At 45.4% G+C, this 15,968-nt stretch carries 13 protein-coding genes; all 13 read right to left on the bottom strand.

Annotated features, from left to right (window positions below):
- Positions 1-4: 4 nt before the first annotated feature.
- Positions 5-1,300, bottom strand: a complete 1,296-nt coding sequence (serS, locus tag GPK49_RS07590; protein WP_118581449.1) for a serine--tRNA ligase — start codon at positions 1,298-1,300, stop codon at positions 5-7.
- A 795-nt stretch (positions 1,301-2,095) separates the two neighbouring features.
- Positions 2,096-2,902: a Cof-type HAD-IIB family hydrolase gene (locus tag GPK49_RS07585; RefSeq protein ID WP_215677236.1), complete on the bottom strand. Its 807-nt coding sequence runs from the start codon at positions 2,900-2,902 to the stop codon at positions 2,096-2,098.
- Positions 2,903-3,109: 207 nt separating this feature from the next.
- The gene (locus GPK49_RS07580) at positions 3,110-4,024 is read right to left on the bottom strand and encodes a DUF4446 family protein (protein WP_118581451.1); all 915 of its coding nucleotides are present in this window, start codon (positions 4,022-4,024) and stop codon (positions 3,110-3,112) included.
- 12 nt (positions 4,025-4,036) lie between these two features.
- Complete coding sequence (locus GPK49_RS07575) at positions 4,037-4,924, bottom strand: ParB/RepB/Spo0J family partition protein (protein WP_215677234.1); 888 nt, start codon at positions 4,922-4,924, stop codon at positions 4,037-4,039.
- A gap of 1 nt (position 4,925) precedes the next feature.
- Positions 4,926-5,699, bottom strand: a complete 774-nt coding sequence (locus tag GPK49_RS07570) for a ParA family protein (protein ID WP_016407237.1) — start codon at positions 5,697-5,699, stop codon at positions 4,926-4,928.
- A 203-nt stretch (positions 5,700-5,902) separates the two neighbouring features.
- Positions 5,903-6,868, bottom strand: coding sequence for a YegS/Rv2252/BmrU family lipid kinase (locus GPK49_RS07565; RefSeq protein WP_016407236.1), 966 nt, complete (start codon positions 6,866-6,868; stop codon positions 5,903-5,905).
- A gap of 138 nt (positions 6,869-7,006) precedes the next feature.
- Positions 7,007-8,707 (bottom strand): arginine--tRNA ligase, encoded by a 1,701-nt coding sequence (argS, locus tag GPK49_RS07560; RefSeq protein WP_118581460.1) that lies wholly within the window; start codon positions 8,705-8,707, stop codon positions 7,007-7,009.
- 315 nt (positions 8,708-9,022) lie between these two features.
- Positions 9,023-9,754 carry a FadR/GntR family transcriptional regulator gene (locus GPK49_RS07555; RefSeq protein ID WP_016407234.1) on the bottom strand — a complete coding sequence of 244 codons (732 nt, stop codon included), beginning with the start codon at positions 9,752-9,754 and terminating at the stop codon, positions 9,023-9,025.
- A 290-nt stretch (positions 9,755-10,044) separates the two neighbouring features.
- Positions 10,045-10,389, bottom strand: coding sequence for a hypothetical protein (locus GPK49_RS07550; protein WP_118581466.1), 345 nt, complete (start codon positions 10,387-10,389; stop codon positions 10,045-10,047).
- A gap of 79 nt (positions 10,390-10,468) precedes the next feature.
- On the bottom strand, positions 10,469-11,305 hold the full coding sequence (locus GPK49_RS07545) for a TPM domain-containing protein (protein WP_215677232.1): 837 nt from the start codon (positions 11,303-11,305) through the stop codon (positions 10,469-10,471).
- On the bottom strand, positions 11,305-12,438 hold the full coding sequence (locus tag GPK49_RS07540; RefSeq protein ID WP_215677230.1) for a hypothetical protein: 1,134 nt from the start codon (positions 12,436-12,438) through the stop codon (positions 11,305-11,307). Before GPK49_RS07540 ends, GPK49_RS07545 begins: the two co-directional genes overlap by 1 nt.
- Positions 12,439-12,466: 28 nt before the next feature.
- Positions 12,467-13,174, bottom strand: a complete 708-nt coding sequence (locus GPK49_RS07535; protein ID WP_016407230.1) for an ion transporter — start codon at positions 13,172-13,174, stop codon at positions 12,467-12,469.
- 84 nt (positions 13,175-13,258) lie between these two features.
- On the bottom strand, positions 13,259-15,751 hold the full coding sequence (gyrA, locus tag GPK49_RS07530) for a DNA gyrase subunit A (protein ID WP_016407229.1): 2,493 nt from the start codon (positions 15,749-15,751) through the stop codon (positions 13,259-13,261).
- Between the last annotated feature and the right edge of the window lie 217 nt (positions 15,752-15,968).

Here is a 15,968-nt window from a genome sequence, read left to right as displayed (position 1 = left end):
ATAATCATTTCTTTTTGTTAGGAATCAGCTTCTTTGTGCCGCCCATATAAGGCCACAGAACCTCAGGGATATTTACAGTACCATCTGCCTGCAGGTTGTTTTCAAGGAAAGCAATCAGCATACGAGGGGGTGCTGCAACAGTGTTGTTCAGTGTGTAAGCGAAGTATTTCTTGCCTTCTGCATCCTGTACGCGGATACCCAGTCTTCTTGCCTGTGCATCGCCCAGATTGGAGCAGCTACCAACTTCAAAGTATTTTTTCTGTCTGGGAGACCAAGCTTCAACGTCAACAGATTTTACCTTCAGGTCAGCAAGGTCGCCGGAGCAGCATTCCAGTGTTCTTACGGGGATATCCATGGAACGGAACAGATCTACAGTGTTCTGCCACAGCTTATCATACCACATGGGCGCTTCCTCAGGATTGCATACAACAATCATTTCCTGCTTCTCGAACTGATGGATACGGTAAACGCCTCTTTCTTCAATCCCGTGTGCGCCTTTTTCCTTACGGAAGCAAGGGCTGTAGCTTGTCAGGGTCTGCGGCAGGTCTTCTGCTTTATTCAGCGTATCGATGAATTTACCAATCATGGAATGTTCGGATGTACCAATCAGATACAGGTCTTCGCCTTCGATTTTATACATCATTGCATCCATTTCCGCAAAGCTCATAACACCTGTTACAACGTTGGAACGAATCATGAAGGGAGGAATACAATATTTGAAGCCTCTGCCAATCATGAAATCTCTTGCGTAAGCCAGAACTGCGGAATGCAGACGCGCAATATCGCCCATCAGGTAATAGAAGCCATTGCCTGCAACCTTTCTTGCGCTATCCAGATCGATACCGTCGAAGGTTTCCATAATATCTGTGTGATAAGGAATCTCAAAATCGGGAACAACGGGTTCGCCGAATCTTTCTACCTCTACGTTTTCGCTGTCATCCTTACCAATGGGAACGGTAGGGTCAATGATGTTGGGAATGGTCATCATGATAACCTTGATGCGTTCCTCAACCTCTTTTTCTCTTGCGGAAAGGGTTTCTACGCGTTCTGCGTCTGCGCCAATCTGTGCTTTTACCTTTTCGGCTTCTTCCTTTTCGCCCTTTGCCATCAGCGCACCAATCTGCTTGGAAAGCTTATTTCTCTGCGCTCTGAGTGCTTCAACCTCCTGCTTGATGGTTCTGTTTTCCTTATCCAGCACCAGAACCTCATCTACCAGAGGCAGCTTTGCATCCTGAAATTTTTTGCGGATGTTTTCCTTTACGATATCAGGGTTTTCTCTTACAAATTTAATGTCTAACATTTCATGACCTCCTAAAAATAGTATTTTTTCGGATGGAAGTTTTTCGTATATCTTATGAAAGGTTTTTCAATCAGAAAAAAGAATTGTAAGCAATTCTTCTCTGTAAACAGCAATAAAAAATATCTGCAAGCAGCTATTTTTTCATCACCGCTTACAGATATGCTTTTCTGTTGCAATCGCTCACGCTTTCATAACAAAAAAACTCCCGATCCCGGTAATAAAACAGGGACGAGAGTATATTTCCCGCGTTGCCACCCAGATTGCTCGGAGCATCCTCCGAACCTCTTGAACAGCTATAAAGGGCTTACCCTTCCGACTTTCATCGGCAGCTTGGAAAGTGGAACATTCTCTTTTCTCCGCCGATTCGCACCAACCACCGGCTCTCTGTGGGAGTTTTACAAGAACTTAGCTTTCCTTTCGGCTTTCGCCTGCGCTATTTTGTCTTGTTTGACTTTTTGGTGTATATTATATCATATTATTTTAAAATTGCAAGCCTAAATTTTTTTCTTTTTTTTGTACAATTTTTTCCATAAATCCTATCTTTTTGCTAAAATATATAGAAAATGTTAAAAAAATTATATTTTTTTCTATGTGCAAAATAGCGTCCATTGTGGTATACTATGTGAGTACAAGAAAACCCCTTTTCCTGTACCACAATATGCCCCGGGGTTTGTGCGCACAACCCCATAGAATGGTGTCTCCCCTGGCACCATTCTTTTCCCTAGTCAAAAAGGACAATCAAGCATGATTGTCCTTTTTTTATACTTTTCCATCATGAAAATTCCCGCACCCTTTTTATTTCAGAATAAATTTCTCAATGACCTCTGCCACGCCGTTTTCCTCACAGTTTCGTTCCGTTATGTAATCCGCGGCAGCCTTCACATGCGCCTCGCCGTTTTTCATTGCAACGCCAAGCCCTGCCTGCAAAATCATGGAAAGATCATTATCACTGTCACCAATGGCAATCGTTTCGGCAAGCGGCACATTTGCCTCCTGCGCAGTCGCAGCCAGCGCGTTGCCCTTGCTTACGCCCTTTTTCACCAGCTCCAGATAGGTTTCCGAGGAATAAAACAAATCAAAGATATCTCCTGCCGTTTTCTCCACATAGCGCTTCAGCGCCGAAAGATTTTTCCGCTCTCCGCTGATTAAGCATTTTGTAAACTCGCCCGCATAATCGGTCGGCTCCTGCAAAATACGCGGATTTGCTTGCATCATCCAACAATAGGATTTCACCTCGTCTGTCAATTTTTCAATCATAAAATTGCGATCATCATAGTAAAACAGCTCCAAGCCAAGTGCTCTCGCCCGCTCTGCGATTGGTTGCACCACAGACGGTGAAAAGCTGCTTTTCAGCACCAGATGCATATCCCTTAAATCATACACCGCCGCACCATTCTGGCAGATAACATAGCCCTTTTTGTCCAGAAGATGCAATTCCTGCAAATGCTTTTCCACGCCAAAAACACCTCTGCCTGTGCAGATGACAAACTCCACGCCTTTATCCACAGCCTTTCGGATTGCAGCAGAGTTTTCCACAGAAACCCGTACACCTTTCCATAATAATGTGCCATCCATATCGGAAAATACCATTTTATAGCCCATTTTCTCCTCCTTTGTTTACATAATGCATTACCCACATCCTGTGGATAACCTGTTGATATTGTGGAAAACCCTCTGGACAACTTTTCTTTTTCACAAGTTATCCACAAAATGTGGATAAGATTTCAACTTATCCACAGAAATTTTCCTGTATCTGATAAGGAAAAAGGAGGAAAATCTCCTCCCTTTCGTCTGTTTTTGCTTTTATTTTTATTCTTCTTCGTCTGTTTCTTCCTGTTTTTCCACGAAAACGGGTTCCTGAAAAATCGGTTCGCTGATTTTTGCTTCCGCAATCGCGCGTTCCACGGCACTTTCCATGGCATCCCCCAGATTTTCCTCCTCAGGCAAATGCGCTTTTTCCGCAGCTGCTCTTGCTTCCTCTCTCTTTTTCAGAATGGATTCCGCCGCCGCAATCTTGCCTGCAAGCGTTTCCTCCTTCAAAATCAGCTCTTTTTCCGCCTCTGTTACATCACCGATAGAGGATTTCGCCTGTTTTTCCTTCGTTTCATCCACTTCGACCATTTCCACCTGATCCAGTGTAATCTGCTCATCCATGGCTCTGTCCTTATCCTTTTTGCGGAAGGTCGGCTTAAAGCGCACCTTAACCACCTTTTCATGCTCCGGCTGATAGGTATTATTTTTTGCCACCTCAACCGCTTTTAATTCCTCCTCGGAAAGCATGTAGGTGCTGACACCCATTTCAATCGGCTTCGCATAGGTAAAAGAGCCTGTACGGCTATGAATACCGTTCAGCACCACGCCGTTGTCATTCCCATCCAAAAGTGCCAAAGCAAAACAAAGATTGCCGCCCATTTCATCAAAGGGGTTATAGCGAATCAGCCCAACCTTTTGGATTTTGGATTTATCGGTTTTATCCATATCCGTCACCATATCCAACAGCTTAGAATATTGCGATTCAATTTTCTTTGAGGTTTCAAAATATTCTTCAATTTTCATTTCCAGGTTATGGGTTGGTCTGCGATTAGAGCCCATAAAATAATCATATCGTTTCTTCTGCCCGTTCAGCTTCACAAACAGAACAATGCAGAGTATAAATAATATGAATATTGCTGCCGCCAGAGCGGCAAAAAGAATCAATATCGTTTGCTGCGTCAATTCCATCATATTTCACATTCCTTATCGTTTCAGGAGCACCAAAAGGCGTTCCAAATCTTCCTCAGAATAATATTCTATTTCTATTTTACCCTTTTTCCGCTTACCGATAGGCTTCAGATTTACCTTTGTGGCAAACAGAGATTTCAAATCCTCCTCTATCGCACGATAGGCAGTTTCATCCGCTTTTTCGGCTTTTTCCGCAGACTCGGGTGCATCTTCCTTCGCCAGATATGCCTTGACCAGAGCCTCAACTGCGCGCACACTCAGCCCTTCCTCGATGATATGCTCTGCCAATTCAAACTGTGCGTCCCCATCGGATACAGGCAGAAGCGAACGGGCATGTCCGCCTGTCAGCTTATTTTCCGTCACAAAATTACGCACACGGGCATCCAACTGCAACAAGCGCAGGGAATTTGTAATCGCGGAACGGCTTTTCCCGACCTTTTCTGCAATTTTTTCCTGACTGAGCTGAAATTCTTCCTGCAAACGCTGATAGCTTTCGGCTTCTTCAATGGGATTTAAGTCCTCACGCTGGAGATTTTCCACCAGTGCGGCTTCAAAGGCTTCACTGCCTTCCCATGCCTTCAGCACAACAGGCACCTTTTCCATACCGGCGATTTTTGCGGCACGCCAACGGCGTTCCCCTGCAATGATTTCGTAATATTCCCCGTTTTTCTTCACAACAATGGGCTGAATCATACCGTATGCCTTTAGGGATGCCGCCAATTCCTCCAAAGCGGTTTCATCAAAATATTTTCTCGGCTGCTTGCGGTTGGGTTCGATTAAATCCAAATCCAGCTCCGTCACCGTTTCATTCGATTTTGCTGTTTTCAAATCCTGTACTTCTGTATTGATGAGGGCGTTGATTCCAAGACCTTTTGCACCAAGACCTCTTTTCTTTTCTGCCATATCAATTCCACTCCTTTTCCATGACTTCCTCTGCCAGCAATGCGTAAGCCTCTGCGCCCTTGGATTTCGGATCATAAAGATTGATAGGCAGACCATGGCTCGGAGATTCCCCAAGGCGCACATTTCTTGGGATAATTGTGCGGTAAACACTCTGCCCCAGAGAACGCTTAACCTCCTCCACAACCTGCAAGGAGAGGTTTGTTCTTGCGTCATACATGGTGAAAACAATTCCCTCAATTTCCAGTTCGGGATTCAGACGTTTTTTCACCAGATTTACCGTATGCAGCAGCTGCTCCAAACCTTCCAACGCAAAATATTCACACTGAATAGGAACCAGAACCGTATTTGCCGCCACAAGTGCATTGACGGTAATCATATTTAAGGAAGGCGGACAGTCGATGATAATAAAATCGTATGCGTCCTTCACCTCTGCCAACGCCTCCTGCAAAATATATTCCCTGCGGTCGTTGCCAATCAGCTCAATCTCCGCTCCTGTCAAATTGATATTTGCAGGAATTACCTCCAAGCCATCCATGCAGGTCGGCTGCTTCACCTCTGCAATCGTGGCTTCGCCCAAAAACACATCGTAAATCGTCAGAGGGACATCATTTTTATCCAGACCAAGTCCGCTGGTGGTATTTCCCTGTTGATCTGCATCAACGGCAAGCACACGCTTTCCCTCTGCGGCAAGGCAGGCGGAAAGATTGATGGCTGTGGTTGTCTTTCCCACGCCGCCCTTCTGATTCGTCACTGCAATGACTCTAACTTTGCTCATAAATTCCCGCCTTTCCTTCTCGTTTTTTCTTCTTTTTATATAATAGTATAATCAATATGAAAAAGCAATGCAAAAACACGATGTTTCACGTGAAACATCAGGAATTTATATAAAAATAGAAAAAGCCACTCTATTTTGTGAAATAAAATGGCTTTTTGTTTGTTATGCGCTATGTTTCACGTGAAACAATTATAGTGAAACAATTATAGTTTTGCAGACTTTGCGGGGCTTTTCAAAAGAGACATGATAATATTCTCCTTCGGTTCCTTTTCAAATTTCCCAAAAACAGGGATTGCCTTCGGAATCACCTTAATTTCAAACGGCATATCCGGCCCCAGCTCCCCATCAACCGTAGATTCCATAATTTTGAAATCGGGATCTAAACATTCAATCTTAAAATAATGGTCTCTGAGATACAACACATTCTTATCATGAATATGTTCCCCAGTCAGCATTTTCATCAAAACAGGTGTCATTTCAATCAGAGGCTTTCCTTTGATAGCAATAAATTCAAACTTCCCATCCGTAATGGATGCTTCGGGGGAAAGGTTCGTAAAACCACCCGTCCCTGCTGAATTCATAATCATATAGAAATACAAATCCTCCTCTATGACATCTTCGCTTGTCGTAATGCGAAACGGCACCTTTCTGAACTGCGGCAGCTGCTCCACGCCCTTTAAATAATAGGAAAGGCTGCCAAGTGCGTTTTTCACATCCTTATCCACAATCTGTGAAACATTTGTGAAAAAGCCGCCTGCGCAGACATTGATAAAGAAAATGGAATCATTCACCAGACCCAAATCAATATCCACCGGCTTTGTGGAAACAATCGTTCTGCAAACATCCTCTACCTCGCCGCTTTTAAAGCCAAGGTAGGTTGCAAAATCATTTGCCGTGCCGGAAGGAATGATGCCCAAAGGAATATGCAGACCACGGCGCATCATAGCATTCAGCACAATATTCACTGTACCGTCACCGCCGGAGGCAACAATAATATCATAATTCGGGTCCATTGTGGCAATATGCGTGTCAATGTCTCCGGGATGGAGCGTGCGGAAGGGATGCACCTCATAGCCGCCCTCCTGAAAGATACCAATACAAACATCTAAGTCAAATTTAAAGCTTTTATTCCCCGAAAAGGGATTATAAAATAATTTCAACTTTTTCATACAAATACCTTCCTTTATAAAGAGAATATCTATTTTAAGATAATTAAAAGCCCCTCGATTAAAAGTTTTCTAATCTCTGAAAACAAAATCCTGCAAGCAGTTTTTGTTTCAGAAGATTGAAAATGCTTTTATAGCATATCACATTTGTTCGGGTGCTTCGATACCTAAGAGTGCCAGACCCTTTTTCAGCACTGTTTTTACAGAGAAAACAACCGCCAAACGCGCCTGTCTTACCTCAGGTTCACTGCTGAGAATCGGGTTATCGTGATAAAATTTATTGAACGCCTGTGCAATCGCAACCAAATGTCTGGTAACAACAGAGGGCTCCAGCTTTGCCGCCGCATCCTTAATTTTATCAGGGAATGCCTCCAGCAGCTTGCAGACATCCAAAGATGCCTCGTCAGAAAGTGCCTCAAAATGGATATCACTGAAATCCGGTTCACCTGCACGCTTCAGAATGGAGCAGGCACGCGCATGCGTATACTGCACATAGGGGCCTGTTTCACCATCGAAATTCAACATTCTTTCCCAGCTAAACACAACATCCTTGATTCTTGTGTTATACAGGTCATTGAAAATAACCGCGCCAATGCCGACCTGCTTCGCGATTTCCTCTTTATTTTCCAGATTGGGATTCTTTTCCTCAATAATACGCTTTGTTTCTGCGCACGCCTGATTTAACAAATCCTCCATCAGCACAACATGCCCATGACGGGTGGAAAGCTTGCCGCTGTCCAGAGAAACCAGACCGAAAGGCACATGAATCAAATCCTTGTACCAATCATAGCCCATTTTATGAATGACCTCAAACCACTGTGCGAAATGCAGGTTTTGGTCAAGCGCAGTCAGATAAATGCACTTGTCAAAATTGTAGGTTTTCTTGCGGTAAAGCGCCGCAGTGATATCTCTGGTTGCATAAAGCGTGCCGCCATCCTTACGGATAATCAGGCAGGGAGGCATATTTTTATCCTCTAAATCCACAATCATCGCGCCTTCGGATTCCTTGAGCAGGTTTTTGTCCTTTAATTCCTGCACAACCGCATCCATCTTATCATTATAGAAGGATTCTCCTGTGTACGCATCAAATTTCACGCCAAGCATTTCATATACACGCTCAAATTCCTTGATAGAAATATCATAGAACCATTTCCACAGCGTCAATGCTTCCTCATCGCCCTCCTGCATTTTTACAAACCACAGGCGCGCTTCATCGTCCATTTTCAGCTCGGGATGCTTTTCTGCTTCATCATGGAACTTTACATAAATCCGCATCAGCTCCTGAATCCCGTCTTTCTCTACTGCTTCCTTGCTGCCCCATTTTTTATACGCAACAATCAGCTTGCCGAACTGTGTCCCCCAGTCCCCCAGATGGTTGATGCCTTCGCAATGGTAGCCCAGCTCCTCGTGAATTTTATAAATCGCGTTGCCGATTACGGTAGAACGCAGATGCCCAACATGGAAGGGCTTTGCAATATTGGGAGAGGAATAGTCGATCACAACGGTTTTGCCTGCGCCCATATCGCTCTTGCCATAGCTTTCCTTCTGCTCCAGAACGGCAGAAAGCACCTGCTCTGCGTATACACTCTTGTCCACAAAAAAATTGATATATGCACCGACCACCTGCATCTTTGCGATAAACGCAGGCTTTTCGATTTTTTCGATTAACTCCGCAGCAATCATCGGGGGTGCCTTGCGGAATACCTTCGCCAAACGAAAACAGGGATACGCAAAATCGCCCATTTCCTTTTTGGCAGGAATTTCCACTGCCGCCGCTGCATCCTCAACGGAAATTTCCGCTGCCGCCGCCAAAAGTTTTGCAATTTCTATTTTAAAATCCATAAATTGATACCTCCAAAAGCCCTGTAAAAAAGGGACATACTTCTATTTACTATAGCATGAAAAAGGGGGAAAAACAAGGGTTTACAAGGGAATTACAGCTTTCGCTGTATAAGAAAATGCATCTGTGTCCCTTCGGACGAAAATATTTCTCGGTGAAGCTAAGTCTTCGCCAAGAAAAATCATAGCGCGACTGCGCTCAATCAGTGCGCAGCACTGCTGCTTTTCTCACTTGCCCATGCGACTTTCATCAACCCAATCGGTGCTTGCACTGCTACTTTTCCCCACAAAAAAAGACCCTTTTCGGGTCTTTTTCCATCAACCATACTTCACCGTCAGGTTCACATAAGAAATATGCTCCCGCATGGCGGTATACGCCGTCTGATAATCTCCGCTCTTAATCGCTTCGATAATCTTCCCATGCAGCTCAATCGTCACATCAATGACTCTGGGGTTCTGCGTCAGCGATTCACGCATTGCCAGACGAATCCCGTTTTCAAAGGAATCCTTTGAAGCCATCATGGTGCTCATCAAGAGCTTATTATGCGTTGCCACCGCCACCTGCATGTGAAACATAGAGTCATAATCCACAAACTGATTCACGTCATGGCGAAATTCCTTCATTTTTTCATAATAATACTCCAGCTGGGCAATGTCCTCCTGCGTTGCGCGCTTCGCGGCATAGCTCGCCGTTTCTCCCTCTAGCATATAGCGAAATTCCAGTAGGTCATTCAGGTCAGAATTTTCAACCGTAATACTGAAAGGCGCAATATTTACGATATTATCAATTTCATTTACAAAGGTACCTGCCTTTGAACGGCGAATAAAACCAAACACCGCCAGTGCCGTATATGCCTCGCGCAGCGTACTTCTGCCGATGCCAAGCTGCTCGCTCACCACGTTTTCATTTGGCATCATATAGCCTGCCGGCAGCTGTCCGTTTGTAATCAGCTCCTTAAAACGCTGAAATAAATTCTGGGAGATATTATTTTTTCCCAAATCTTTTTTCAGATATGCGGCATTTTCTGCTAAATAGTCTCTTTCTTCCATTCAGGATGCGCCTCCCCTTTCTCATTTGTGTTTTGTATTTTTATACATACCTCATGGTATCATAAATATACTTGCATGACAAGAAATTTTTCATATTTTTTTATAAATATCTCTTATGTTTTCAAAAAAATTCCTAATACCCCTATCTTTGCAAAACACTGTGTTTACACGAAAAACAAAGCCTTCTGTTTGTATTTTTTCCTGTTGTCTGATAAAAAGAGGACTTCCTCCCCTTTCTGCAATAAAAAAAGCCTTGGTATTCATTAGCCAAGGCTTATTATACAAAAATTTCAATTCTTTTCCATTTTTTTAAGCTCTTCCTCAATCAGTCCGTCCTTGTTATATTTTATGCCCTTCGCAATATTTTTTTCTCTTGTCTTTCTGGCAACGAAAAACGCAATCAAGCACATCGCAACAGGAATCAGCATAAAGACGAAGAAGCTGATATCGTGGAACATAACGCCGACAAAGACCGCCAGCAGGAATACCAGAAAAATAAACACCAGACCCGGCTTTGCCGTTTCGGATTTTGCGGCAATCATGCCCTCAAAAATCACAAAGACCAGAAACAAAGAAATCATCTGCCCATAGGACAAAACAACCTCTAATATACCATCAACGGGAAATAAAAACATACCCAACACCTCAATTCTCAATTTTATCACTTAAAAGATATTGTAGCATTTCGTATACATAATGTCAAATCGTTTGGGTTTAAAACTTTCCGCCGCCACCACCGAAGCTTCTGCCGCCACTGGAAAAGGAGCCGCCGCCGCTGAAGCCGCCTGTGTGGTGGTGATTGTTGTCATCATCCCGTGGAATCGGCACCATCGTCGTATGCGTATTTGCAAAGGTATCCTGATTCGTCCGCAAATGACAGCCGTTTTCCTTCAGATACGCTCTGCCGTCCGTAAAGGGATGCACATTTTTGCAAGCCTTACGCATGCTCATAACCGAAACCCCTGCAATCACTGCGGAAAAAGCTGCCGCAAGCAGAATAATCATCGCAATGCCGCCACCACTCGAAACAGGACTTTCCGAGAAAAACGCATCCGATTTTGGTCTGCCTTCTGCGCCGTAGGTCTGATAATCCGCACAAAGGGAATCCACGTCCCACCAGAGCTGCTCCATGCCGCCATAATAATCTCCATTGGAAAAATAGCTGCTGATTTCGTCCCAGATGGCATCTGCATCCGCATCCGTAATCATTTCCATTGCTTCGCCGCAGGTCACAAGCTGCCCTTCTCGCTCGCCCATATCCAGAACAAAAATTGCGCCGCTATAATCCTCCCCAACGCCCAGATTCTGTTCTATATAAAATTGTGCGCCGTATTCCCTTGTTGATAAGCCTTCGGTATCCTTCGTGGTGAGGTATGCAAAATCAATATCATATTCCTCCTTTGCATCCTCGCAGAACTGCTGCAAATTCTGTTCCTCCTCCGCCGTCAGCAGGTCAGCATTGTCAAATACCCTCTGCTCCGCCGCAGAAGCAGGCAGAACGGAAAGCAGGAGAAACACCATCATCAGAAGCACAAATCCTTTTTTCTTCATCACAGCACACCTCCCATCGCCAACAGAGCAAGCACAATCATAACAATCACAAAGGAAATGCAGAAAATAATCACAAACCATTTCGCGCTCCGGCTGTTGCTGACAGGCAGCTCCCCGACGATTTTCCCTGTCTGTCCGTTCATCGCAAAGAGATATTCCTTCCCATCATATTTGCTCATCAGCATCCAAACGGGCAGGAGCATATAGCTTTGCTGCTTAGAGGAAAAATCCGTATGACATTTCACGCCGTAAACACGCTGATAGCTTTTGCCGCCCTCCGCCGCCTTATGCTCCACGCCGGGGGTAATGCGTTTTGTCATGCGGTCATACAAATCCTTCGGCTCGTATGTATATTTTTCCGCCAGAAAGCCGCTCAGATAGCTCATGTCAAATGGTTTTTTCTTTTCCAGATGAAACGGTTCCAACGCATCCATCAGGTTATCCTGCATTTTTTCCGAAGCATCCAAAGGAATATTTTCAAATTCCATCGTTCCCGCGCGGTGGATGTGATACAAATCCGTTTTCGTATAAATAAAACGCGTATCCGACCATGTGATGACATTTTCGCCCGTCGCATGGTAATCAAAATCCGCTTTGCAGTCAAAGAGCCAGAACGGCACATATACGCCCGTAATCTTTTCCAACCGCTGCTCAGAGGTATAGCCCTTCGGAAGCAGCCTTTTTCCCTTGCAAAGCTGCAAAAACGCCTTTCTTGCGTCCTCCTTATCCGTCTCAAACGGCAGAATCGCAGAGGGGCGGTATTCCCCCTCCAGCTGTGTCGGCAAAATCGTCGGGTTGCCGCAGAAAACGCAGAAGGTTGCCGCCGTTACATCATCCGTCACAATCTCGCCGCCGCAGGAGGGGCAGTGATACGCGCGCAGATGGCTCAGATCTTCGTCCGTCTCAGTAATATTTTCCTCATAATGATAGGAAATCTCCGCCGTATTTTCCGCAGCCTCGGCTCTGGGCTTGACTTCATAATCATCCTGCTTCGTCTCGGTCCCTCTCTGCTCCAGCTCCTCTCTGGTAAATTTGCCACCGCAGTAATCGCAGACCCATTTCTGCTCCTTCCCATCATAGCGCAGATACGCCATGCAGTCGGGGCAAAGGTAGGTCAATGCTGTCTGTTCCATTTTTTATTCACATCCCTTCGGATTCCCGTTATCGTTTATGCTTTGGTTTCAGCTCCGCCAGATAGCCTGCCGTAATAATGCCTGTCGGCAGAGCGAACACCGCAATTCCCACAAAAGAGGTCACAATGGCAATGATTTTGCCGATGCTCGTCGCAGGGCAAATATCCCCATAGCCGACCGTTGTCAGCGTGATGGTCGCCCAATAGACCGCATCCAGAAAGCTTGCGAAGGTATCCGGCTCAACCTGAAATAATATCAACGCCGACAGAAGGATATACCCAACTGCCAGAAGCCCAATCGTGAAAAGGTTATCCTTTTCCTTATGAATCACCTGCATCATCAGATGAAATCCCTTGGAATAGCGCAGAATCTTTAAGGGCTTCATGCACTTTGGCAGACGCAGGATACGCACCGCCTTCAGCGTCGAATACAGCGGTGTCAGAGAGGAAAGAATCGCAATCAGGTCAACCACGGCAAAAAACGTAAACGGATAACGCAAAAAGGGCTTTTCCCCCTTCAGCTTAAAATCCGCTGTGCCCCATCTGAGCAGATAATCTATGATGAAAATAAACACCGTTATGCGGTCAATCCGATAAAATACGGGATTTGTGCTGTTTTTCACACAAAGAGGCAGTACGCTTGCAATAATGCAGAAAATCATAAATCGGTCATAATACAGGCTGATTTTGTCCTCCTGCTCTCCCTTTTCAATCATTTCATAAATCCGCCGCCGCATGGGCTTTCCTCCTTTTTCTGCCGTTTCTTCTGTTCGTAAAAAAGGATATCGGCATACTTCACCGATATCCCTTTGTTTTTTTGCTTATTCTACTTCTGTTTTCTCTGCTTCTGCGGCTGTTTCTTCGGCTTCCTCCTCAATATCCTCCTCGGAAATCTTCGCAATGCCGACCACGCTCACGCCGTCATCCAGATTCATCAGCTTCACGCCCTGCGAATCTCTGTTGTAGCTGGAAATTTCTCTGCCGCGCAGGCGGATGATAACCCCCTCGGAGGTAATCAGCATCAGCTCATCATTTTCACCGACCATCAGCACGCCGGTCAGCTGTCCAGTTTTTTCTGTCAGCTGATGAACCTTCAAGCCCTTGCCGCCGCGGTGCTGCAAATTAAATTTATCCGTTGTGGTGCGCTTGCCGTAGCCGTTTTCGGTTACATTCAGAAGCTGCCCTTCGGGGTCAATCTTCACTGCGGAAACAACATAATCGTCCTCCTTCAGTGTAATCGCCTTTACCCCTGTTGCGGTTCTACCCATGGGACGAACATCCTCCTCGGAGAACTTAATGCCCATACCGCTGCGTGTTGCCACGAAAATTTCATCCCTGCCGTCTGTTGTCATTACGGAAATCAGGTCATCCTCCTCGCGCAGATTCAGCGCAATCAGACCGCTCTTGCGGATATTTGCAAAGCTGGTCATATCTGTTTTCTTGATTAAGCCTTGCTTTGTCACCATCACAAGATACTGATCCTCGCGGAATTCATTTGCAGGAATCACCGCCATGATTTTTTCATCCGCATCAATCTCCAGAAGGTTCACGATGGCAACCCCTCTTGCCGTTCTGCCGGCTTCGGGAATTTCGTAGCCCTTCATGCGATACACCTTGCCGCGGCTGGTAAAGAACAGCAGGGTATCATGTGTGGATGCAAGGAACAGGTCTTTTACAAAATCCTCCTCCCTTGTCTGCATCCCGATAATCCCTCTGCCGCCGCGGTTCTGGCTCTTATAGGTATCCAGAGGGGTGCGCTTTACATAATTCAGATTCGACAGCGTAAATACGCAGGTTTCCTCCTCAATCAAATCCTCCACATCAATTTCGCCGGGATTCTGCATCAGCTTTGTGCGGCGTTCATCGGCATATTTCTCCTTAATCGCCGTAATTTCATCCTTGATTACACCAAGCAGCAGCTTTTCATCCGCCAGAATGGTCTTGTAATACGCAATCTTCTTTTGCAGTTCTGCATATTCCGCATCGATTTTTTCCTTTTCCAGACCCTGCAAACGGCGCAGCTGCATTTCCAGAATCGCCTGTGCCTGCAAATCAGACAGGCTGAAGCGTTCCATCAGTCGCTCCTTTGCATTATCATAACTTGTGCGGATGATGCGAATCACCTCATCAATGTTGTCAATCGCAATCCGCAGGCCCTCCAGAATATGCGCTCTTTTTTCCGCCTTATCCAGATCAAAGCGTGTTCTTCTGGTAACAACATTTTCCTGATGCTTCAGATATTCCGCAAGCATCTGCTGCAAATTCAAAACAACAGGCTTGCCATCCACCAGTGCAAGCATATTTGCACCGAAGGATTCCTGCAAGGATGTATATTTATACAGCTGGTTCAGAATGACATTTGCGTTATAGTCCTTCTTGATATCAATGATAATCTTGATATCATCGCCGGCAGAGGCATCGTTCAGATCGCTGATGCCCTCCACACGCTTTTCCTTCGCCAGCTCGCCGATTTTTTCCAGCAGACGCAGCTTATTGACCATATACGGAATTTCAGTGATGACAATACGTTCTCTGCCGTTATGCGTTTCAATCTCCGCTGTGGAGCGCACAATAATCTTACCGCGCCCGGTGCGGTACGCCGCACGAATCCCGCTTTTCCCAAGGATATTTGCGCCTGTGGGGAAATCGGGCCCTTTGATGTATTGCATTAATTCTTCCACATCGGTTTCTCTGCCCTCGATTTTATTCTCAATCATGCAGACTACGCCGTCAATGACTTCGCCGAGGTTATGCGGCGGAATATTCGTCGCCATACCAACCGCGATACCGCTTGAGCCGTTTACCAACAGGTTTGGAATACGCGCAGGCAGGACTGTGGGTTCTTTCTCGTTTTCGTCATAGTTCGGCACAAAATCAACGGTATCCTTCTCGATATCCGCCAGCATTTCCGCCGTAATCTTGGACATGCGCGCCTCGGTATAACGGCTGGCAGCTGCGCCATAGCCGTCAATAGAGCCGAAGTTCCCGTGCCCGTCTACCAGCATATAGCGCATGGAGAAATTCTGCGCCATACGCACCATTGCCTGATAAATGGAGCTGTCACCATGGGGGTGATATTTACCCATAGTATCCCCGACAATACGCGCGGATTTACGATAGCCCTTATTCGGGTCCAAATTCATTTCATTCATAGAGTACAGGATACGCCGCTGTACAGGCTTTAAGCCGTCACGCACATCGGGTAATGCACGGGCAACAATAACGCTCATCGCATAGTCGATGTAGCATTTCTGCATCTCTTTATTGATGTCTATGGTTATGACCTTGTCTATCTCTTTATTTTCGTCACTCATACGTTCACCTCTTAAGACCGTGAGGCTCTGCCTCACCCTCCGCAAGCCTTTGAAAAGGCTTGACCTAAACTTTATACAAATCTTACATTTCTTTCAGAAATATAAGATTTAATTCTGATTTATCACGCCGCAGAAAGGTTTGGAAAACAAAGGGTTTTCCAACCGGAATCCGCAGGGGGGGCTTTGCCCACTCGAGGAAAACTGGAAGTTTCAAGGT

This window comes from Clostridium sp. MCC345 (assembly GCF_018785345.1).
GTDB classification, from domain to species: domain Bacteria; phylum Bacillota; class Clostridia; order Lachnospirales; family Anaerotignaceae; genus Anaerotignum_A; species Anaerotignum_A faecicola.
The sequence above is the reverse complement of the archived record's forward strand: the minus strand, read 5'-3'. Positions and strand labels throughout refer to the sequence as shown.

Excerpts from the sequence above, each read along its gene's own strand:
- serS (WP_118581449.1), bottom strand. The coding sequence starts at position 1,300 with ATGTTAGACATTAAATTTGTAAGAGAAAACCCTGATATCGTAAAGGAA.
- GPK49_RS07550 (WP_118581466.1), bottom strand. The coding sequence starts at position 10,389 with ATGTTTTTATTTCCCGTTGATGGTATATTAGAGGTTGTTTTGTCCTAT.
- GPK49_RS07535 (WP_016407230.1), bottom strand. The coding sequence starts at position 13,174 with ATGCGGCGGCGGATTTATGAAATGATTGAAAAGGGAGAGCAGGAGGAC.
- GPK49_RS07545 (WP_215677232.1), bottom strand. The coding sequence starts at position 11,305 with ATGAAGAAAAAAGGATTTGTGCTTCTGATGATGGTGTTTCTCCTGCTT.
- GPK49_RS07555 (WP_016407234.1), bottom strand. The coding sequence starts at position 9,754 with ATGGAAGAAAGAGACTATTTAGCAGAAAATGCCGCATATCTGAAAAAA.
- argS (WP_118581460.1), bottom strand. The coding sequence starts at position 8,707 with ATGGATTTTAAAATAGAAATTGCAAAACTTTTGGCGGCGGCAGCGGAA.
- gyrA (WP_016407229.1), bottom strand. The coding sequence starts at position 15,751 with ATGAGTGACGAAAATAAAGAGATAGACAAGGTCATAACCATAGACATC.
- GPK49_RS07565 (WP_016407236.1), bottom strand. The coding sequence starts at position 6,868 with ATGAAAAAGTTGAAATTATTTTATAATCCCTTTTCGGGGAATAAAAGC.
- GPK49_RS07580 (WP_118581451.1), bottom strand. The coding sequence starts at position 4,024 with ATGATGGAATTGACGCAGCAAACGATATTGATTCTTTTTGCCGCTCTG.
- GPK49_RS07540 (WP_215677230.1), bottom strand. The coding sequence starts at position 12,438 with ATGGAACAGACAGCATTGACCTACCTTTGCCCCGACTGCATGGCGTAT.
- GPK49_RS07570 (WP_016407237.1), bottom strand. The coding sequence starts at position 5,699 with ATGAGCAAAGTTAGAGTCATTGCAGTGACGAATCAGAAGGGCGGCGTG.
- GPK49_RS07575 (WP_215677234.1), bottom strand. The coding sequence starts at position 4,924 with ATGGCAGAAAAGAAAAGAGGTCTTGGTGCAAAAGGTCTTGGAATCAAC.
- GPK49_RS07585 (WP_215677236.1), bottom strand. The coding sequence starts at position 2,902 with ATGGGCTATAAAATGGTATTTTCCGATATGGATGGCACATTATTATGG.